The organism is Nocardiopsis sp. Huas11, assembly GCF_003634495.1.
Taxonomy (GTDB): Bacteria; Actinomycetota; Actinomycetes; order Streptosporangiales; family Streptosporangiaceae; genus Nocardiopsis.
Window position 1 is genome coordinate 7,217,317 of the sequence record NZ_RBKY01000001.1, and the last position, 19,337, is coordinate 7,236,653.

16 protein-coding genes and 3 tRNA genes are annotated in these 19,337 nt (G+C 72.9%); 9 read left to right on the forward strand and 10 right to left on the reverse strand.

Annotation, left to right across the window (positions count from 1 at the left end; all coding sequences use genetic code 11):
* Entirely contained in the window at nt 1-714 is a 714-nt protein-coding gene (gene cofC, locus DFP74_RS32250; protein WP_121187731.1) for a 2-phospho-L-lactate guanylyltransferase, read from the forward strand.
* A gap of 167 nt (nt 715-881) precedes the next feature.
* Here the strand turns inward: cofC and DFP74_RS32255 are convergent, their stop codons facing one another.
* From DFP74_RS32255 to leuC, 3 genes are all read right to left on the reverse strand, one after another.
* Complete coding sequence (locus DFP74_RS32255; protein WP_053616070.1) at nt 882-1,163, reverse strand: HU family DNA-binding protein; 282 nt, start codon at nt 1,161-1,163, stop codon at nt 882-884.
* Between the two features lie 574 nt (nt 1,164-1,737).
* Nucleotides 1,738-2,328, reverse strand: a complete 591-nt coding sequence (gene leuD, locus DFP74_RS32260) for a 3-isopropylmalate dehydratase small subunit (RefSeq protein ID WP_121187733.1) — start codon at nt 2,326-2,328, stop codon at nt 1,738-1,740.
* Nucleotides 2,329-2,355: 27 nt separating this feature from the next.
* Entirely contained in the window at nt 2,356-3,762 is a 1,407-nt protein-coding gene (leuC, locus tag DFP74_RS32265; RefSeq protein ID WP_121187734.1) for a 3-isopropylmalate dehydratase large subunit, read from the reverse strand.
* Between the two features lie 146 nt (nt 3,763-3,908).
* Here leuC and DFP74_RS32270 point away from each other — a divergent pair, with 146 nt between their 5' ends.
* From DFP74_RS32270 to DFP74_RS32295, 6 genes are all read left to right on the forward strand, one after another.
* Nucleotides 3,909-4,583: an IclR family transcriptional regulator gene (locus tag DFP74_RS32270; protein WP_053616073.1), complete on the forward strand. Its 675-nt coding sequence runs from the start codon at nt 3,909-3,911 to the stop codon at nt 4,581-4,583.
* A 434-nt stretch (nt 4,584-5,017) separates the two neighbouring features.
* Nucleotides 5,018-5,875, forward strand: a complete 858-nt coding sequence (locus DFP74_RS32275) for a M24 family metallopeptidase (protein WP_121187736.1) — start codon at nt 5,018-5,020, stop codon at nt 5,873-5,875.
* Nucleotides 5,872-7,605, forward strand: coding sequence for an SDR family oxidoreductase (locus tag DFP74_RS32280; RefSeq protein WP_121187738.1), 1,734 nt, complete (start codon nt 5,872-5,874; stop codon nt 7,603-7,605). The genes DFP74_RS32275 and DFP74_RS32280 overlap by 4 nt, the downstream gene beginning before the upstream one ends.
* 59 nt (nt 7,606-7,664) lie before the next feature.
* On the forward strand, nt 7,665-8,618 hold the full coding sequence (locus DFP74_RS32285) for a metal-dependent hydrolase (protein ID WP_121187740.1): 954 nt from the start codon (nt 7,665-7,667) through the stop codon (nt 8,616-8,618).
* A 107-nt stretch (nt 8,619-8,725) separates the two neighbouring features.
* A complete protein-coding gene (locus DFP74_RS32290; protein WP_121188658.1) occupies nt 8,726-9,724 on the forward strand; it encodes a PDR/VanB family oxidoreductase in 999 nt (332 codons plus the stop codon).
* Between the two features lie 176 nt (nt 9,725-9,900).
* Complete coding sequence (locus DFP74_RS32295) at nt 9,901-10,515, forward strand: TetR/AcrR family transcriptional regulator (RefSeq protein ID WP_121188659.1); 615 nt, start codon at nt 9,901-9,903, stop codon at nt 10,513-10,515.
* 68 nt (nt 10,516-10,583) lie between these two features.
* Here the strand turns inward: DFP74_RS32295 and DFP74_RS32300 are convergent.
* The 6 genes from DFP74_RS32300 to DFP74_RS32330 all read right to left on the reverse strand — a co-directional run bounded on the left by DFP74_RS32300 (nt 10,584) and on the right by DFP74_RS32330 (nt 14,672).
* Nucleotides 10,584-10,656, reverse strand: a tRNA-Glu gene (locus DFP74_RS32300).
* 110 nt (nt 10,657-10,766) lie between these two features.
* Nucleotides 10,767-10,842, reverse strand: a tRNA-Glu gene (locus DFP74_RS32305).
* 46 nt (nt 10,843-10,888) lie between these two features.
* A tRNA-Gln gene (locus DFP74_RS32310) sits at nt 10,889-10,960 on the reverse strand.
* Between the two features lie 407 nt (nt 10,961-11,367).
* Nucleotides 11,368-12,798, reverse strand: coding sequence for a glutamate--tRNA ligase (gene gltX, locus DFP74_RS32320; RefSeq protein WP_121187744.1), 1,431 nt, complete (start codon nt 12,796-12,798; stop codon nt 11,368-11,370).
* A 42-nt stretch (nt 12,799-12,840) separates the two neighbouring features.
* Complete coding sequence (locus tag DFP74_RS32325; protein WP_121187746.1) at nt 12,841-13,794, reverse strand: GDSL-type esterase/lipase family protein; 954 nt, start codon at nt 13,792-13,794, stop codon at nt 12,841-12,843.
* 77 nt (nt 13,795-13,871) lie between these two features.
* On the reverse strand, nt 13,872-14,672 hold the full coding sequence (locus DFP74_RS32330; protein WP_121187748.1) for a fumarylacetoacetate hydrolase family protein: 801 nt from the start codon (nt 14,670-14,672) through the stop codon (nt 13,872-13,874).
* A gap of 273 nt (nt 14,673-14,945) precedes the next feature.
* On the opposite strand from DFP74_RS32330, the gene DFP74_RS32335 reads away from it, so the two are divergent.
* Together DFP74_RS32335 and DFP74_RS32340 are read left to right on the forward strand one after the other, a co-directional pair.
* Nucleotides 14,946-15,818, forward strand: a complete 873-nt coding sequence (locus DFP74_RS32335; RefSeq protein WP_121187750.1) for a DUF3152 domain-containing protein — start codon at nt 14,946-14,948, stop codon at nt 15,816-15,818.
* A 110-nt stretch (nt 15,819-15,928) separates the two neighbouring features.
* Entirely contained in the window at nt 15,929-17,680 is a 1,752-nt protein-coding gene (locus tag DFP74_RS32340; RefSeq protein ID WP_121187752.1) for a DUF4132 domain-containing protein, read from the forward strand.
* Here DFP74_RS32340 and cimA read toward each other — a convergent pair.
* On the reverse strand, nt 17,665-19,275 hold the full coding sequence (gene cimA, locus DFP74_RS32345; protein ID WP_121187754.1) for a citramalate synthase: 1,611 nt from the start codon (nt 19,273-19,275) through the stop codon (nt 17,665-17,667). The two genes, DFP74_RS32340 and cimA, sit on opposite strands and share 16 nt — an antisense overlap.
* Between the last annotated feature and the right edge of the window lie 62 nt (nt 19,276-19,337).

A 19,337-nucleotide genomic window follows, 5' to 3' on the forward strand; every position in this document is an offset into this window, starting at 1 on the left:
GTGACCGGATCCGGTGAGCGAGGCGGGGGCCGAGGTGCCGAGGGGCGCTGGTCCCTGATCGTCCCAGTCAAGCACCTTGGGCGCGCGAAGTCCCGGCTGGCCCGGGCGGTGGGCCCCCACCGGGAGGACCTGGCGCTGGCCGTGGCCTGTGACACGGTGGCCGCCGCGCGTGCGGCGTCGGGTGTGGCGGCGGTGTTCGTGGTGACCGACGACCCCCGGGCGGGGCCGATCCTGGCGCGCCTGGGCGCGATCGTGGTCGGCGGCGAGCCCGGGACGGGGCTCAACCCGGCGCTGGCGCACGGCGCGGCCGTGGCCCGGGCGCGGTGGCCGGACCTGGGCGTGTGCGCGCTCTCGGCCGACCTGCCCGCGCTGCGCCCCGAGGAGCTGGACCGGGTGCTGGCCGCCGCGGCCGGCCACGGCCGTTCGTTCCTGCCCGACGCGCCGGGTGTGGGGACGACGCTGTTCGCCGCCGGGGCGGGTCATCCCTTCACTCCCGCGTTCGAGGGGGCCTCGCGCGCCCGTCACGTGAGCGTGGGAGCTCGTGAGCTGGACGTACCCGGCACGGACTCCGTCCGGCGGGACGTGGACACCCCCGAGGACCTGCGGGCCGCTGTGGAGCTTGGAGTGGGCCCCCGGACCCGCGAGCTGTGGGTCCGCCTCGCACCGCGGCCCCTCTTCCGAGAAGGGAGCACGTGCGCCGAAGGCGTCCGTTGAGGGCGGAAGCCCACACCCCCGCGCAGCGCCCCGTGGGCGATGGTGGGCGACGGGCAGGGAAGTACCGCGCCGAAGGCGTCCGTTGACAGGGCCCGGACACAGCTCCGCCCGGGCCCCCATTGGGAGGACCCGGGCGGAACGCGACCCGTCACCGTGTGGTGGTGGGCCTACTTCTTCTCCCCGTTGACCAGAGCCTTGAAGTCAGCGCCGGCGCGGAACTTCGGGACGAAGCTCGCGGGGACGTTGATCGTGGCGCCGGTGGCGGGGTTGCGCGCGGTGCGAGCCGCGCGCTCGGACTTCTCGAAAACGCCGAAGCCGGTGATGGCCACCTTGTCGCCGGACGCCACGGTGGCCTGAATGGTCTCAAGCACAGCGTTGACCGCTTCGGTGGCGGTCTTCTTGTCTCCGAGTCGATCGGAGATCGCGTCGATCAGGTCACGCTTGTTCATAAGGTTTCCTCCGGTTCCCCCTTGCTCGCACGAAATTAGGGGAAGCAGAGGCCCTTACACAAATACAAACGCCTGCGGAGAAGGCGTGTCGGGCCCCCGACCACCTGCGCGGCCACCCTCCGTAGGCTCCCCGCGCGCCCGGTCGGCACCAACACACGAGTCCCATTTGCCCCCGTGTGTGAGCCTCAAAAGCCTACGTATAACCGGATTCCGGACACTCGACACGCCGACCATAAGGAGGGATACCTCGTAAGCGAGGGATCACACCAAGTAAAGGTAAAATATTTCGAGACCGGCGGGTGTGCTGCGTCACATGACCCCTCAACACCCTGCCAGGAGCCGGATCCGTGACCCACCCCATGCCCTCCGGCACCCCCTCCCGCACCCACCCCTGTCTCTCGGACACTCGGGTGCCCGTGGTGCGGAACAGGGTTCGCGGACGCCTCGCGGGAGGCCGGACGACGGCCGGTCCTGGACACGGCCGGCGGGAGGAGGACGGCTTCCGCCAATCCCCCGAACGCCACGGCGGCCCGTGACCGAAACGGTCACGGGCCGCCGTCATGGACACCGTCGCCTACAGCGTCACCGGCATCCAGGGCTTGCGCGTCTGCTCGAAGCCGCCGATGTCGTCGGTGTGGCGCAGCGTGAGGGCGATGTCGTCCAGACCCTCCAGCAACCGCCAGCGCGTGTAGTCGTCCAGCTCGAACGGCTCGCGCACGCCAGGAGCGCGCACCTCGCGGTCGACCAGGTCCACGGTCACCTCGGTGGTGGGATCGGCCTCCACGGCCTCCCACAGCCGGTCGATGACCTCCTGGGGCAGCAGCACGGTCAGCAGGCCGCCCTTGAGCGAGTTGCCGCGGAAGATGTCGGCGAAGCGCGAGGACAGCACGGTCTTGAAGCCGTAGTCCTGCAGGGCCCACACGGCGTGCTCGCGCGAGGAGCCGGTACCGAAGTCCGGGCCGGCCACCAGCACGGACGCGCCCTGGTACTCCGGGCGGTTCAGCACGAAGTCCGGGTCGCTCTTGCGCCACTCGGCGAACAGGCCGTCCTCGAAACCGGTCCGGCTCACCCGCTTGAGGTAGACGGCCGGGATGATCTGGTCGGTGTCGACGTTGCTGGCGCGCAGCGGGACGGCCCGACCGGTGTGGACGTCGAATTTCTCCATGGGAGGTCTCTCCTTACGGGTCGGACGCTACTGGGCGACCAGGTCGGCGGGCGAGGACAGGGTGCCGCGCACCGCAGTGGCGGCGGCGACCTGCGGAGACACCAGGTGGGTGCGACCGCCGCGCCCCTGGCGGCCCTCGAAGTTGCGGTTGGAGGTCGAGGCGCTGCGCTCCCCCGGCTTGAGCTGGTCGGGGTTCATGCCCAGGCACATCGAGCAGCCCGCCTCGCGCCACTCGGCGCCGGCCTCCTCGAAGACCCGGCCGAGGCCCTCCTGGTTGGCCTGTTCCTTGACGCGCATGGAACCGGGCACGACGAGCATGCGCACGCCGTCGGCGACCTTGCGCCCGCGCAGGATCTCGGCGGCGGTGCGCAGGTCCTCGATCCGGCCGTTGGTGCACGAGCCGAGGAAGACCGTGTCCACGCGCACCTCGCGCATCGGCGTCCCGGCCTTGAGGTCCATGTACGCCAGCGCCTTCTCGGCGGCGGCGCGGGCGGAGGGGTCCTCGTAGGAGGCGGGGTCGGGGACCTCGGAGTCCAGCGACACGCCCTGGCCGGGGTTGGTGCCCCAGGTGACGAAGGGGCTGAGCTGGTCGGCGTCCAGGACGACCTCGGCGTCGAACTCGGCGCCCTCGTCGGTGCGCAGGCTCTTCCAGTGCTCGACGGCGGCGTCGAAGTCCGCGCCCTTGGGGGCGTGGGGGCGGCCCTCGATGTAGTCGAACGTGGTCTGGTCCGGGGCGATCATGCCGGCCCGGGCGCCCGCCTCGATGGACATGTTGCAGACCGTCATCCGGGCTTCCATGGACAGGGCCTCGATGGCCTCGCCCCGGTACTCGATGACGTAGCCCTGGCCGCCGCCGGTACCGATCTTGGCGATGACCGCGAGGATGATGTCCTTGGCCGAGACACCCGGCCTGAGCGACCCGTTGACGGTGACGGACATGGTCTTGAAGGGGGCCATCGTCAGCGTCTGGGTGGCCAGGACGTGCTCGACCTGGCTGGTGCCGATACCGAAGGCCAGCGCGCCGAACGCGCCGTGGGTGCTGGTGTGGCTGTCGCCGCAGACGACGGTCATACCGGGCTGGGTCAGGCCCAGCTGGGGGCCGACCACGTGCACGACGCCCTGGTCGATGTCGCCCATGGGGTGCAGGCGCACGCCGAAGTCGGAGCAGTTCTTGCGCAGCGTCTCGACCTGCTTGCGGGAGACGGGGTCGGCGATGGGCGCGAGGAGGTCCATCGTGGGGACGTTGTGGTCCTCCGTGGCGATGGTCAGGTCGGGCCGGCGCACGGGCCGACCGGCCAGACGCAGCCCCTCGAAGGCCTGCGGACTGGTCACCTCGTGGACGAGGTGGAGGTCGATGTAGAGCAGATCCGGCTCGCCGTCGGCGCGTCGGACGACGTGCTCCTCCCAGACCTTCTCGGCCATCGTGCGTGCCATGGGCGCTCGCCTCTCTCGTTGCGTCACGGGCCCGTCTCGTTCACCGACCGCGCGGGGGTCGACTTGCATTCCACATTTCGAGACGGCAATATCAAGCCATGGACAACTCTAGCTCATCCAGCGGCGTCGGTGTCCTGGACAAGACGATGTCCGTTCTCGACGCCCTGGAATCGGGACCGGCATCCCTGGCACAACTGGTGCAGATCACCGGTCTGGCGCGCCCGACGGCCCACCGCCTGGCCGTCGCCCTGGAGCGGCACCGCATGGTCACCCGCGACAGCCAGGGCCGGTTCGTGCTGGGACCGCGCCTGGGCGAACTCTCCATCGCCACCGGCGAGGACCGGCTGCTGGCCGTGGCCGCGCCGGTCCTGGTCCAGCTGCGCGACCTCACCGGGGAGAGCGCCCAGCTCTACCGCCGACAGGGGGACGCGCGCGTGTGCGTGGCCGCCTCCGAGCGCAGCAGCGGCCTGCGGGACACCGTCCCGGTGGGCAGCGAGCTGCCGATGAACGCCGGGTCCGCCGCCCAGGTGCTGCTCGCGTGGGAGGACTCCGACCGGATCCGGCGCTCCCTGGTGGGTGCGCGCTTCACCGCCGCCGGACTGGCCCAGGTGCGCCGCCGCCGCTGGGCCCAGAGCGTCGCCGAGCGCGAGCAGGGCGTCGCCTCGGTGTCGGCGCCCGTGTCCGGCCCCGGCGGACGCGTCATCGCCGCCGTGTCGGTCTCCGGCCCGATAGAGCGTCTGACCCGCTCCCCCGGGCGCATGCACTCCCAGGCCGTGATGTCGGCCGCCGAGAAGATCAGCGAGTCCCTGCACGGCGCCTGAGGCGCCGACGCCGCACTACCCCTCCCCGGCCCCTCCCCGGCCGCCGGCGGACGTGCCTCGGGTTTTCGCCCCAGGGCCGGTCGTCCGTGAACAGGCCCCCGCGCTCGGCGCGCAGCACGGACTCCAGGTCCGAGGCCAGGGTCCTGCAGCGCATGTCGAACAGCAGCGCGGGCCGGGAGGGGGCCAAGCCCTACCTGAGCCCGCCCGACGCCGGGTACGACCGAGAAGCCGGCGAGGGGCGCGTGGCCCATCCAGGTGAGAATGCGCTTCCCCTGCATGCCCATGCCCGGCAGCGGGGGCGCGTCCCGCGGCTCCGGGGCGACCCGCTTCGTCGTATCCGGGGCGACCCGCTTCATCGCATCCGGGGCGACCCTCTTCATCGCATCCGGGGCCGACCCATGGACAGCTATTGACACGATGTCTAACATGACACCATGTCTCACACGAACGTGACCGGGACCACTCTCTCCCCCGTCGACCTCGACGCCTTCCGCGACCTCCAACAACTCGCCTACCGCGCCGCGGGCGACGTGGCGGCGACCCTCGAACCCGGCGTCACCGAACGCGAGGCGGCCCGGCGCGTGCGCGCGCACCTCGAAGGGCGCGGGGTCCAGGACTGGTTCCACACTCCCTTCGCCTGGTTCGGCGACCGCACCGCCTTCCGCGGCTTCAGGACGCCCCTCCAGTTCTTCCCGAGCGGGCGCAGGCTGGAGGAGGGCATGCCGTTCATCCTCGACTGCGCCCCGGTCCGGGACGGGTACGTCGCCGACATCGGCTACTCCGGCCACCTCGGCGACAGCCCCCTCCACGACCGCCTCATGGACGACCTGCGCGCGCACCGGCGGCTGATCGTCGAGCGGGTGCGCGCGGGCCACACCCTCCAGGACGTCTACAGGGCCGTGGACGGCCTCATCCGCGAGCAGGGCTACGACAACCGGCACCGGGTCTACCCGGGCCGGGTCATCGCCCACCAGGTCGGCAGGGTCCGCTCACGCCTGCCCAGGGCGGTCGTGGCGGGCTTCGGCGTGCGCTCCCTCCAGACCCTGGTCGGCGACCTCGTCATCGAGCGCGCGCACCACCGCTCGCCCCTGTGGGCGGACGGCGACATCTCCGCCCACCCCGCCACCCCCGGGTTGTGGGCGGTGGAGCCCCACATCGGCTTCCGCGACATCGGCGTGAAGTTCGAGGAGATCCTCGTCGTCACCGAGGACGACGCCCACTGGCTCGACGACGACCTGCCGCACGTGCGCCGGTGGGACGCGCGGACACCGACCCGCCAGGAGAACGCATGAGCACCCCGCCCCACCACTACGTCACCGCCTCGGACGGCCAGCGCCTGGCCGTCCGCACCCGCGGCAACCCCGACGGCCCCACGCTGCTGCTGGTCCACGGCTACCCCGACAACTCCTCCGTCTGGGACGCCTTCGCCGCGGAGTTCACCGCCGACCACCGCGTGGTCACCTACGACGTGCGCGGCGCCGGACTCTCCACCGCGCCGGAGGAGCGCTCCGGCTACCGGTTGGACCAGCTCGCCGACGACATCGCCACCGTCGCCGACCACGTCAGTCCCGACGCCCCCGTGCACCTGGTCGGCCACGACTGGGGCGCCATCCAGTCCTGGCACGCGGTCACCGAACCCCGGCACGCCCACCGGTTCGCCTCCTACACCGCCGTCTCCGGCCCCGACCTCGACCACGCCGGCCACTGGTTCCGCACCCGCCCTGACGGCGTGCGCGCCGCCCTGCGCCAGGCGGTGCGCTCCGGCTACATCGGCTTCTTCCACCTGCCCGCGGTCCCCGAGGCCGCGTGGCTGACCGGGGTCGGCGGCCTGGCCCTGTCCGCCCTGGAACGGCTCGGCGGCGGGCCGCACACCCCCGCGCGGCGCGGCACCCGCGACTACCTCAACGGCCTGGCGCTGTACCGGGCCAACATGGCCCGCCGGCTCCTGCAGCCGACCGAGCGCCGCACCGACGTCCCCGTGCAGGTCCTCGCCCCCACCGACGACGCGTTCATGATCGACCGGCTCCAGTCGAACGCCGGCCGGTGGGTCACCGACCTGCGCTTCCACCGCTTCCACGGCGGGCACTGGACGCTGCGCTCCCGCCCGGCCGCCGTGGCCTCCCGCGTGCGCGCCCTCGTCGGCGAGATCGAGTCCGGGCGCCCCCGCCCGCGTCCCGCGCTCACCGCCCAGCGGGCCCGTCGGCACGGTGGCGCCTTCGCCGGCCAGGTGGCCGTGGTCACCGGCGCGGGCAGCGGCATCGGCCGATCGCTGTGCTTCGAGCTCGCCGAACGCGGCGCCCGGATCGTCGCCGTGGACATCGACGGACCCGCCGCCGAACGCACCGCCGAGCTCGCCGGCCTGCTCACCCCCGGGGCCGCCGCCCAGCGGGTGGACGTCACCGACGCCGCGGCGATGGACAAGCTCGCCGCGTGGGTGCGCGACGAGTACGGGGTCCCCGACCTGGTGGTCAACAACGCCGGCATCGGGGTGGCCGGCCCGTTCCTGCGGACCAGCGCCCAGGACTGGGAACGGGTCGTCGACGTCAACCTGTGGGGCGTGATCCACGGCTGCCGCGCCTTCGCGCCCATGATGGTCGCCGCCGGCGGTGGCGGCCGCCTGGTCAACACCGCCTCGGCCGCCGCCTACCTGCCCTCCCGCGTCTACGCCGCCTACGCCACCACCAAGGCGGCCGTCCTCATGCTCAGCCGCAGCCTGCGCGCCGAACTCGCCGACCACGGCGTCGGCGTCACGGCCGTGTGCCCCGGCCTCGTGGACACCGGGATCATCTCCGGCGCCCGCCTGTCGGGCCTGGGCGAGGTCTCGGCCGCGAAGGACCGGCTCAACCGCTTGTACCGGCTGCGCGGCTACACGCCGGACAAGGCGGCGGCCCGCATCGCCGACGCGCTCGACCGCGCCCCAGAGATCGTCCCGGTCACGGCCGAGGCGCACGTGGGCCTGCTGCTGTCCCGGCTCAGCCCCGGCGCGCTGCGGGCCGCGGCCCGCCTGGCCCCGCCCGTCTGAGACTCCGTTCCCCTCCCCTGTTCCGCCCGAGCCGCCGCACCGCCCCCAGGAGGCCCACCATGACCGCAGGACCCGTTCCCACGGGCGCCGCCGCACCGGAACCCGAAGAGCCGGACCGCCTCGTCCTGCACGCCCGCGACGTCGAGTTCGACTGGAGCCGGCTCGACCTGCACTGGATCCCCGGCGAGCCCTTCGCCACCCACGTCATCAACGTCCTGCACCTGCTGCTGCCCGAGGGCGAACGCTGGTTCGTCGAGGTCTTCAAGCAGGCCGTCCCCCTCATCACCGACGACCGGCTCCGCGAGGAGGTCCTGGGCTTCATCGGGCAGGAGGCCGTCCACGCCGAGGCGCACGCGGGGGTCCTGGACCACATGGACGCCCACGGGCTCGACCCGACCCCCTACGTCGAACAGATCGCCTGGATGTTCCGGGTCGTGCTCGGCGACCGCGACCTGACCGGGCGCCGAGCCCAGGCCTGGCTGCGCACCCGGCTGGCCGTCATCGCCGGGATCGAGCACTACACCGCCGTGCTCGGCCAGTGGGTGCTGGACGCCCGCGCGCTGGACGCGGCCGGCGCCGACCCCACCATGCTCGACCTGCTGCGCTGGCACGGCGCCGAGGAGGTCGAGCACCGCGCGGTCGCCTTCGACTTGTACTCGCACGTGGACGGGGGCTACCGCCGCCGCGCCCTGGCCATGGGCATCGCGGCGGTCGCGCTCGCCGTCCTGTGGGTGCGCGGGACCGCGTTCCTCGTCCGCAACGACCCCTACCTGCGGGGCCGCGTCGACGGTCGGCGCCCGCGCGCCTCCTGGGCGCTGCGCGACGGCAGGCGCGGTCTGATCCCGCACGTGGGCCGCCTGGCCCGCGCCGTCCCGGAGTACCTGCGCCGCCGGTACCACCCCTCCCAGCACGGGTCCACCGGCCAGGCGGTGGCCTACCTGGCCGCCTCCCCCGCCGCCCGCGCGGCCGAGGCCGCCGAGCGGGCCGCCTCGGCCGCGGGGAGCGACCGGTGACCGGCGGATCGGGCCCCGACGGCGGCGGGGTCAAGCACAGCGCCGCCTACTACGCGAACCCCCGACCGCCGGCCGCCCTGTCAGGAGGCGCCGGACCGGACCCCGTCATGCGCGCCCTCCAGGACCTCGCCTCGGCGGTGGAGCCGCTCACCGCGCGGCTGCCCTGGGGCGGGCCTCCCCCGGCGCCGACCGGTGACCTGCGCGTGCGCGTGGCGCGGCTGGAGCGGCCGGTGCCGGACGTGGCCGTGCTCACCCTGGTCCCGGACCGCTCCGGGGACCGGCTGCCCGCGTGGCAGCCCGGACACCACGTCGACGTCGTCCTGGCGGGCGGCGTCGTGCGCCAGTACTCGCTCAACGGGGACCCGCGCGACCACGCCCGCTACCGGATCGCGGTCCGCCGCATCCCCGGCGGCACCGGGTCCGGCCTGGTCCACGGCCTGACCGAGGGCGCCACCCTCGGGCTGCGCGGCCCGCGCAACGCCTTCCCCTTCGCCCGGGCCGAGCGCTACCTGTTCGTCGCGGGCGGGATCGGCGTCACCCCGATCCTGCCGATGGTCCAGGCGGCGCACCGCGCCCGGACGCCGTTCCGCCTGGTGTACACCGGACGCTCGCGAGCGAGCATGCCCTTCCTGGAGGAGCTGCCCGAGGGCGCGGACGCGGCCGTGCGGCCCGACGACGAGTACGGCCCGCCCGATCCCGCGCGGCTCCTGGAGGGGCTCACCGCGGGGACCGCGGTCTACGTCTGCGGTCCCGCGCCGCTGATCGAGGCCGTGCGCGCGCACGCCCCGCCGGGCACGCCGGTGTTCTCCGAACGGTTCGCGCCCGCGCCGATCACGGCCGGCGCCCCCTTCGAGGTGCGGCTCGGCCGGGAGGGCCCCGTGGTGCCGGTCGCCGCCGACGAGTCGGCGCTGGAGGCGGTCCGCCGGGTGCGGCCGCGCACCGCCTACTCCTGCCGCCAGGGCTTCTGCGGCACCTGCCGGGTCGGACTCCTGGAGGGCGAGCCCGAGCACCGGGACCGGCCCACGGGCGGCTCGCCGCGCGGGGCGGAGTTCGCGCTGTGCGTCTCCCGCGCCGGGGAGGGGGAGCGGATCGTCATCGACGTGTGAGGGCGGCCCCGGGGCGGTAGGTTCGGGAGTCCGATCACTCACGAACGTCGACGGAGGTCATGACCGCGGTGGTGTCCCACGGAACCGATCCCCGCCTGGCGCGGGCGGGACGACGGTCGCAGGGTTCGGCGCAGGGTCCGGCGCAGGCGCCGGGCACCGGGCGGCGGCCCCGGCGCATGGCGCCGCAGGAGCGGCGGGAGGACCTCATCCGGACGGCGCTCGTCGTCTTCGCGCGGCGCCCGCCGGGGGAGGTCACCCCGGAGGACATCGCCGAGGAGGCGGACGTGTCCCGGGCGCTGGTCTACCGCTACTTCCCCAACATGGCGCAGCTGCGCCGCGAGGCCCTGAAACGAGCGATGGACGAGCTCGTCCCGCGGCTGGAGCCTCCGCCGGGCTTGCCGCCCCTGGACCAGCTGCGGTTCGGCCTGCGCGCGTTCATCTCCTTCGCCGACTCCTACGCCCCGTCCTACGCGGCCCTGCTCAACGGCGGGTCGGTGGTGGCCACGGAGGAGACCGAGGCCGAGATCGACCGGGTGCGCGACGCGGTCCGGCGCCTGGTCCTGGAACGGGTCGGGATCGCCGACCCCTCCCCCCGGCTGGTCCTGGCCCTGCGCTGCTGGATCTCGGCCGTGGAGACGGCGGTGATGATCTGGCTGCACGAGCGCACGATGGCCGCCGACGACCTGGCCGACTGGCTGCTCGACCAGCTCGTCGGCATGCTGGCGTCGTCGGGCGCGCGGGACGAGGAGCTGGGGGTGCTGGCCGCGCACACGGGCGTCTCCCCGCGCTGACCACCGCGCGCCGCCGGGACCCGGGAACGGCGAAAGGCCCCACCGCGAAGCGGTGAGGCCTTCATCTGTACCCCCGAGCGGATTCGAACCGCCGTTACCGCCTTGAGAGGGCGGCGTCCTAGGCCACTAGACGACGGGGGCCGGACTGGTACGGGCGCGCCCGCGAAATACGCGGAACCCACTCGAACCGGACATCAGTGACGTGCACTGACCAGCAAGAAAGCTCCCACGATGTGGGAGCCTCTCCCTGTTGGTACCCCCGAGCGGATTCGAACCGCCGTTACCGCCTTGAGAGGGCGGCGTCCTAGGCCACTAGACGACGGGGGCTGGACTTTGGATCCAAGGATCCGTGCGCTTCACCGGAGTGAAACAGCTGGGCTACCAGGACTCGAACCTAGACTAACTGAACCAGAATCAGTCGTGCTGCCGATTACACCATAGCCCAGTGCTTGGGGAGGACCCGGTCGCTTTCGCTTCCCTGTCCCCCTCGGCGACGTCGTTAACTCTAGCGGACATTCGGAGTAGTCGCGAACCGAAATCGGGGCGGCCGGGCTGTGGCCCCGACCACCCTCCCACCCGTCGCCCACCATCGCCCCACAGGGCCCCACGGGGAAAGTGGGGCTACCCCCCTCAACGGAGACGCTGCACGTCCGGTCGCCCCCACCCGTCGCCCACCGTCGCCCCACAGGGCCCCACGGGGAGAGTGGGGCTACCCCCCTCAACGGAGACGCTGCACGTCCGGTCGCCCCCACCCGTCACCCGCCATCGCCCCACAGGGCCCACCAGGGCGCCACCCGCGGGGGTGGGCCGCCACCCCGGCCGAGGCCGGCGGCGCGGCTCCACCCGGCGGGTCTACTCGGCGGCGCGCAGCTTGTCCAGGGCGGCCGTGAGGCGCGCCTGGACGCGCTCGCGGCCGAGCAGCTCCAGTGACTCGAACAGCGGCAGGCCGACCGTGCGACCGGTGACCGCGACCCGCACCGGTGCCTGGGCCTTGCCGAGCTTGAGCCCCAGGGCCGCGCCCGTCTCCTCGGTGGCCGCCTTGAGGGCGTCGGCCGTCCAGGACAGCTCGGGGTCGGCGAAGCGGGCCAGGGCCGCCTCCACCATCTCCTTGCCCACGCCCGGCTTCATCGCCTTGTTCCAGCTCTTCTCGTCCTCCACGGGCTCGGAGAGGAAGAGGAAGTCCACGTTCGGGACGATCTCGCTGAGCAGCGCCACACGGCTCTGCGCGAGCGGGGCGACCGCGCGGAAGACCTCCGCGTCGTAGTCGGCCGCGTCCCACGGGGTGTCCTCGCCGGTCAGCCACGGCGAGCAGCGCTCGATGAAGTCGTCCACCGACAGCTCGCGGATGTAGTCGCCGTTGAAGGCGCGCAGCTTCTTCTCGTCGAAGAACGCGCTGGAGCTGTTGACGTCCTCGATGCGGAACAGCGGCATCATCTCCGACCACGGCATGATCTCGCGGTCGTCGCCCGGCGCCCAGCCCAGCAGCATGAGGTAGTTGACCATCGCCTCGGGGAGGTAGCCCTCCTCCTGGTAGGACTCCAGGGCGACCTTGTCGCGGCGCTTGGACAGCTTCTTGCGCTGCTCGTTGACGATGACGGGCAGGTGCGCCCACACCGGCGGGGTCAGGCCCAGCGCCTCCCACAGCAGCTGCTGCTTGGGGGTGTTGGACAGGTGCTCCTCGCCGCGGATGACGTGGGTGATGCGCATCTCGACGTCGTCGACCACGTTGGCCAGGACGAACAGCGGGGAGCCGTCGGCGCGCGCGATGACGAAGTCCTCGATGGCGGCGTGGTCGAACTCCACCCGGCCGCGGATCCGGTCGTCGACGACCGTGGGGCCGCCCTCGGGCACCCGGAAGCGCAGGGCCCGGCCGGGGCCGGGCTCCAGGCCGCGGTCGCGGCAGAAGCCGTCGTAGCCCAGGTTCGGGTTGTCGCGGCGCTCCTGGACCATCTCGCGGGTGCAGTCGCAGTAGTAGGCGCGCCCGTTCTTGAACAGGTCCTGCGCGGTCTCGCGGTGCTTCTCGGCGTAGGCCGACTGGAAGTAGGGGCCCTCGAAGTGCGGGTCGTCCGCGCCGATGCCGAGCCAGGCGAGCGCGCGGATGATGCCCTCGGTCCACTCGGGCCGGTTGCGGGCGGCGTCGGTGTCCTCCACGCGCAGCACCATGCGGCCGTCGGGCCGCTGCTGCGCCAGCGCCCAGTTGAACAGCGCGGAACGGGCGCCACCGACATGGAACATGCCTGTTGGGGACGGGGCGAAGCGGGTACGAATCGGAGTCTCAGTCACGGGCCCCAGGGTATCGGGGCCGGGCCCCCGCTCAGGGGCGAGTCACGACGGGGTCGGCAGCGGGCGCGGGTAGCTCTCCCCCATGCCGAACTCGGTGGCGAGGGCGTCGGCGAAGGCGGCCGCGATCTTGACCTCCCCGCCCGGGGTCGGGTGCGTGCCGTCGTAGGTGTCCTCGGCCACGTCCCAGTCCTCCGAGCCCGCGATGTCCAGGCTCACCACCGGCGACGCGTCGGTGCTCAGTTCGGCGGCCACCTCGCGGACGAGCTCGTTGTAGGCGTACTGGCGCAGGGCGAAGCCCTCGTCGGTCTCGGCCAGGGCGATGGGCAGCGACTCGGCCAGGACCACGCGCACGTGCGGTTCGCCCTCCCGGGCGGCGCTGACGTAGGAGCGCAGCCGGTACTCCATCTCGTCCATGGTGACCGGCCACAGGAGGTCGTTGACGCCGAGCATGACGCACAGCACGTCGGGCCGGTGGACGCGCGCCTCCTCCCCGATGGTGCCGGCGGCGTCGGCGAGCGTGCGGCCCCACAGCGCGTTGTGCTCCTGGTCGAAGTCGGGGTCGCGGTACTCCGCGGTGTCCGCGTCGCCGTCGGCGCCCGGCCAGCCGGCGCTCTCCATCGCCTCCACCGCCTCGTCGTCGGGCTCGCTGGGGTCGCTGGGGTCGTCCCCGGGCTCGGTGGGCACCGGCAGGATCATCTCGCGCGAGGCGGGGTCGGTGTAGGGGCCCACGAAGTCCAGGTCGGGCACGTGCGGGGTGAGGTGGGACCACAGGTGGAAGCGCCAGGTCACGTCGCCGTTGGCGCCCTGGGTCATGGAGTCCCCCGCGAGCATGACGCGGCGCGGTTCGGTCACGGTGTCCTCCTGTCCTGTGTCGGTGTCTTCGGGGCCGGCACTCGTGACGGCCCACAGGATGGCGGCGGTGATCACCAGCACGAAGGCGATCGCGCCGACCGAGAGGAGGGCCGGCGGCGAGGGGCGGCGGCGGGGCGTGCTCACGGGAGTGGGGGCCTTCCGATCGCGGGGGCCGGCGCCGGGCGGGTCGCCGGCCCCCTGGGCCGAGGGGCGTGGTCTGGTCAGTCCCTGGCCACGACGCGGTTGCTGATGGTGCCCACACCCTCCACGGTCACCGAGACCTCCTGGCCGATCTCCAGCGGGCCGACTCCGGCCGGGGTGCCCGTGAGGACGACGTCACCGGGCAGCAGCGTCATGAACGAGGTCACGTACGCGATGATCCCGGGGATGTCGTGGATGAACTGGGAGGTGTTGCCCTGCTGGCGGACCTCGCCGTCGACGGTGGTGGTGAGCGCGAGGTTCTGGGCCTCGTCGATGCTCAGACCGGTGGTGATCCACGGCCCGATGGGACAGAAGGAGTCGAACCCCTTGGCGCGGGTCCACTGCTTGTCCTTCTTCTGCAGGTCGCGCGCGGTGATGTCGTTGGCGACGGTGTAGCCGAGGATGACGTCCTTGGCGCGCTCGCGGGGCACCTCGCGGCAGGGCCGGGAGATGACAATGGCGAGCTCGCCCTCGAAGTCCACCCGCTCGGAGACGGGCGGGTAGAAGACGGGGTCGCCCGGCCCGGAGACCGAGGTGGAGGGCTTGAGGAAGACGACGGGCTCCTCGGTGGTCTCCCCCGTGATGTCCTGCATCTCCGCGATGTGGTCGGCGTAGTTCTTGCCGATGCACACCACCTTGGTGGGCAGGACCGGCGACAGCAGCCGCACGTCCGAGAGCTTGGCGCGTTCCCCCGTCAGTTGGATGTCGCCGAGCAGGGGGTGCCCGGTGAGTCGGGCGACGAATTCCTCGCCGCTGTCGGAATCGGACTCCACCAGGCCGAATCCGACCTCGTCACCGACCGCGAACCGTGCGATGCGCACCTCATGCCTCCCAGCAGCCCAGTTGTCTCGCTTGCGGTTGCAGGGTATCCATGTGCGGTCACGTCCCGGTGCGGGACCCGTCCGGGGCGGAGCGTGACATGCCGCGCTTTCGGCGCGTGGGGCGACGATCGCACTGATCCCATGACTTTCCTTGGGCGATCTGTGAAGCCGCATCTGGCATGCTGGGGTCCGTCGTCCGATGTCGAGAGGTTGCGCCTCGTGCCCAAGTCCGCTCCGCCGCCGGCACGGCACCGCCGGCGCCGCAGGTACCCCATGGGGCTCGCGCTCGGCCTGTGCCTGGTGTCCGGTGCTTCCGCCGTCCTGATGGTCAGTGTGCCCGCGCCCCCGGCCGAACTGGGTCCGTCCCAGGAGGCCTCGGAGTCCTTGCCGGTGGGCGGCGGCGTCGACGGCTCCGCCTCCGACCAGCGCTCGGCCCCCGAGGACGAGGTCAGCGGCAGTGCCGCCGGCCAGGGCCAGGAGCCCTCCGCGCCCACCGCCGCGCCCCCGGCCTCCGACGACGCGCGCGACGAGGAGCCCGAGGAGGACGTCCCGGTCCTGCTGCGCTCGGTCGAGGACGAGGTCGACTCCGCCGACGGCGACATGGCCGTCGTGGAGGGTGAGGGCGACGTCCTGGGCGAGGGCCCGCTGACGACCTTCGCCGTGGAGGTCGAGGAGGGCCTGCCGGGCGAGGCCGAGGACTTCGCGGCCGCCGTCGAGCAGGTCCTGGGCGACCCCCGCAGCTGGGGCAACGACGGGGAGCGATCGATGCAGCGGGTGGACGGCGACGACGCCGACGTCCGCGTCCTGCTGGCCGCCCCGGACACCGTCGACGAGCTGTGCGCGCCCCTGAACACCAACGGGTACGTCTCCTGCGCCAACGGCAACCGCGCCATCATCAACCAGAACCGGTGGGTGTCGGCCGTCGAGGACTTCGAGGACGACCTGGAGACCTACCGGATCTACGTGATCAACCACGAGGTGGGCCACACCCTGGGCCACGGTCACGTCGACTGCCCCGGCGAGGGCGAGGTCGCGCCCGTCATGCAGCAGCAGACCCTGAGCCTGCAGGGCTGCGAGGCCAACGGCTGGGTCCACCCGGACAACGATCCCGAGGGTTCGGAGGACTCCGAGGATTCCGAGGGCTAGGGACGGTTCGTCGGGTGCGCGCTCTAGTGTGAGTCCGTCAGAACGGGGTTCCCGTCGGGAGCCCCGAAACCGGACCGTGCCCCCGTTCTCACACCCGCCTGGGAGAACCCTTGTCGACCGCACCCCTGGCACCGACCGAGGCCGAGGACTGGGCCGCACGCATGGCCGAGGAGCACGGGCTCGGCTCCGACGCCGCCGCGCTGCTCACCGACCTGTACGTCCCGGGCCTGCCCGGCCTGGTCGAGGAGTTCGACCGCGAGGTCGCGGCGCTGCCGGACCGCCCGGAACCGCTGTCCTGGGGTGTCGTCCGCCACAAGGCCGCCACCGGCCTGGACCATCTGCTCGAACGGCTGGACGACGACTGGATCCGCCGCCTGCTGGTGTGGTCCTTCGCCGCCGGGTCGTCCGGCGGGCCCCGGCGGCAGGCCCTCCCCCACCACGGCCACGTCCGCCGGCACTTCGGCAGGCAGACCCCGCCATGGGACACCGCGTCGCTGTCGCTGCTGCTGCGCACCGTGGGTCCGGCCTGCATCCAGGTGAAACCGGTCCAACGGGCCCTGGCCACGGTCGACCCCTCGGACCGTGCCCCGCTCGCCGGAGAGCTGCGCGCCGCCGCGGACCGCCTGGCCCGGTGGCTGCGGGCCCACCCCGCCGAGGAGCGCGACCGGGAGAAGATCCACCACTGGCTCCTCCTCGAACTTCTGGCGCTGGGGCACGCCCCGGCCAGTGGCGAGGAGCTGCGCTACCGGGGCGACCGGTACTTCGACCTGCTGCTCGAAACCGACCCGGGCCTGCTGTCCGAACCGGGCGTCCCGGCGCTCATGGTGCACCACCTGCAACCGTTCCCGGGCGGAGTCCCCTGGACCGAGGGACTGCCCCCGCGCCTGGCCGAAATCACCGACCCGGCGGACACGGCGCGCCGGTTCCTGGAGGTGGCGCTGGCGCTGCCCCTCCCCGGGACGACCCCGCCGCGCTTCACCGAGGAGGAGCGCGAGCGCCACGGGTACACGTGGAACGCCGCCCCTCGCGACGCCGCCCACCTCTCCGTGCACGCCCGCCACATGTTGAAGGGCATGGCCAAGGTCGTCGCCCACCTCCCCCGCACGTCCACCCCGTGGGCGGTCGATCTCCTGGAACGGCTCGCCCTGCGTTTGGAGTCGAAGCCGCTGCGCCGGCAGACCACCTACTACCTCGCCCACGACCTGAGCTCGGTCCTGAGCGGCCTCAGGGCCGAGGAGGCGTTCCACGCCGTGGCGCGCCTGCGCGACCAGCCGGATCTGGACCGAGGCGCCCGCAAGTTCCACCAGGCGATGGTGGCGCAGGCCGCCCGGTTCCTGGGCTGGACGCCCGAGCAGATGGTCGAGCGCTCCGTCCCCGAGCACGGACTGTCCGCGGACGGCACGTTCACCACGCGGGTCGGGGCGTTCACGGTCGTGCTGGCCCTCACCGGGGACGGCACGGAGTCCACGTTCACCGGCCCCGACGGCACGGCCGTGCGGCGCGCGCCCAAGGCGCTGCGCGAGTCGCACCCCGACGAGCTGAAGGCGCTCCAGCGCAGGGCCGCGGCGCTGCGCAGGGCCCTGAAGGCCGAGCGCGAACGCCTCGCGGCGCTGGCCGGATCGGACCGCGTCTGGGCGCTGCCGGACTGGGTGCCGTACTACCTGGCACACCCGGTGACCGGACCGGCCGCCCGGGAGGTGCGGTGGGAGGCCGCCGTCGACGGTCTCGCGTGGCGCTCCTGCTCCGTCGAGGCCGACGGCGGCCACTGGCGGCTGGTCGGCGAGGAGGGCGCCACCGTGCTCTCGACCGGGCGGCACGCGCCCGACGCGCGGATCCGCCCGGCCGGTCAGGTCTGCGGGTAGCCCTGGCGGAGGAGGCCGTAGGTCACGGCCTGTTCGAGCGCGATCCAGGAGGCGTCGACGACGTTGGGGCCCACGCCGACCGTGGTCCACTCCGCCGTGCCGTCGCTGAGGGTGATGAGGATCCGGGTGATGGCGTTGGTGCCCGAGGTGCCTTCGAGGATGCGGACCTTGTAGTCGGTCAGCTCCAGTCCGGCCAGCGCGGTGTACACGTTCTCCATGGACTCGCGCAGCGCCCGGTCCAGGGCGTTGACCGGGCCGTTGCCCTCGGCGGTGGCGATGACGCGCTCGCCCTTGACCCGGAGCTTGACGGTCGCCTCGGTCAGGCTGTCGTCCTCGTGGGCGAGCGGGCCGGAGCCGCTGCGCGGCCGGCGCTCGGTGATGACCCGCCAGGACTCGGTCTCGAAGTAGCGGACCGGTGAGCCCAGCTCCTCGCGGATGAGCAGTTCGAGGGAGGCGTCGGCGGCCTCGAAGCTGTAGCCGGTGAGCTCCAGGCCCTTGATGCGGTCCACGACCCGCCCGGACAGGGCGCGGTCGCCGGCCAGGTCCAGGCCCAGCTCCTCGGCCTTGAGCTCGATCGACGCCCGGCCGGCCATGTCCGAGACGAGCATGCGCATGCGGTTGCCGACGAGCTCGGGGTCGGTGTGCTGGTACAGGTCGGGGTCGACCTTGATCGCCGAGGCGTGCAGCCCGGCCTTGTGCGCGAACGCCGACACCCCCACGTAGGGCTGGTGGGTGTCGGGGGCGAGGTTGACGATCTCGGCGACGGCGGTCGCCACGCGGGTCATCTCCGCGAGGCAGCCCTCGGGCAGGACTTCGCGGCCGTACTTGAGTTCGAGCGCGCCGACCACGGAGAAGAGGTTGGCGTTGCCCACGCGTTCGCCGTAGCCGTTGGCGGTGCACTGCACGTGGGTGGCGCCCGCGTCCACGGCGGCCAGGGTGTTGGCGACGGCGCAGCCGGTGTCGTCCTGGGCGTGGATGCCCAGGCGGGCGCCGGTGGCCTCGGCCACCTCGGTGACGATCCGCGTGATGTCGCCGGGGAGCATGCCGCCGTTGGTGTCGCACAGGACGACCACGTCGGCGCCGGCTCCGGCGGCCGTGCGGACGACGTCGAGCGCGTGCTCGGGGTTGTGCCGGTAGCCGTCGAAGAAGTGCTCGCAGTCCACGAACACCCGCTGGCCGTGTTCACACAGGTGGGACACCGTGTCGGCGATCATGGCGAGGTTCTCGTCCAGGGTCGTGCGCAGTGCGCGCTCGACGTGCCGGTCGTCACTCTTGGCGACAAGAGTGACGACCGGTGCGCCACAGTCGCGCAGGGCGGCCACCTGTGGGTCGTCGGCGGCCCTCACACCGGCACGGCGGGTCGCGCCGAACGCGGTGAGTTGCGCGTGCTCCAGCGTGAGCTCTCGTGAAGCCCGCTGGAAGAACTCGGTGTCCTTGGGGTTGGCCCCCGGCCACCCTCCTTCGATGAACGCCACCCCGAGGTCGTCCAACAGTTGCGCGATGGCCAGCTTGTCGGAGACCCGGAGGTTGATCCCCTCGCGCTGGGCTCCGTCGCGCAGCGTGGTGTCGAAGACGTGGAAAGTGTCGTCCCTCATGGGCGGATCTCCCGAAGGTGGATGCTGTGTGTGTCGGCCCCGACCAACAAAAAAGACCCCTC

Excerpts from the sequence above, each read along its gene's own strand:
- leuC (WP_121187734.1), bottom strand. The coding sequence starts at position 3,762 with ATGGCACGCACGATGGCCGAGAAGGTCTGGGAGGAGCACGTCGTCCGA.
- DFP74_RS32270 (WP_053616073.1), top strand. The coding sequence starts at position 3,909 with ATGTCCGTTCTCGACGCCCTGGAATCGGGACCGGCATCCCTGGCACAA.
- DFP74_RS32280 (WP_121187738.1), top strand. The coding sequence starts at position 5,872 with ATGAGCACCCCGCCCCACCACTACGTCACCGCCTCGGACGGCCAGCGC.
- DFP74_RS32295 (WP_121188659.1), top strand. The coding sequence starts at position 9,901 with ATGGCGCCGCAGGAGCGGCGGGAGGACCTCATCCGGACGGCGCTCGTC.
- cimA (WP_121187754.1), bottom strand. The coding sequence starts at position 19,275 with ATGAGGGACGACACTTTCCACGTCTTCGACACCACGCTGCGCGACGGA.
- DFP74_RS32275 (WP_121187736.1), top strand. The coding sequence starts at position 5,018 with ATGTCTCACACGAACGTGACCGGGACCACTCTCTCCCCCGTCGACCTC.
- DFP74_RS32255 (WP_053616070.1), bottom strand. The coding sequence starts at position 1,163 with ATGAACAAGCGTGACCTGATCGACGCGATCTCCGATCGACTCGGAGAC.
- leuD (WP_121187733.1), bottom strand. The coding sequence starts at position 2,328 with ATGGAGAAATTCGACGTCCACACCGGTCGGGCCGTCCCGCTGCGCGCC.
- DFP74_RS32335 (WP_121187750.1), top strand. The coding sequence starts at position 14,946 with ATGGGGCTCGCGCTCGGCCTGTGCCTGGTGTCCGGTGCTTCCGCCGTC.
- DFP74_RS32290 (WP_121188658.1), top strand. The coding sequence starts at position 8,726 with ATGCGCGCCCTCCAGGACCTCGCCTCGGCGGTGGAGCCGCTCACCGCG.
- DFP74_RS32285 (WP_121187740.1), top strand. The coding sequence starts at position 7,665 with ATGACCGCAGGACCCGTTCCCACGGGCGCCGCCGCACCGGAACCCGAA.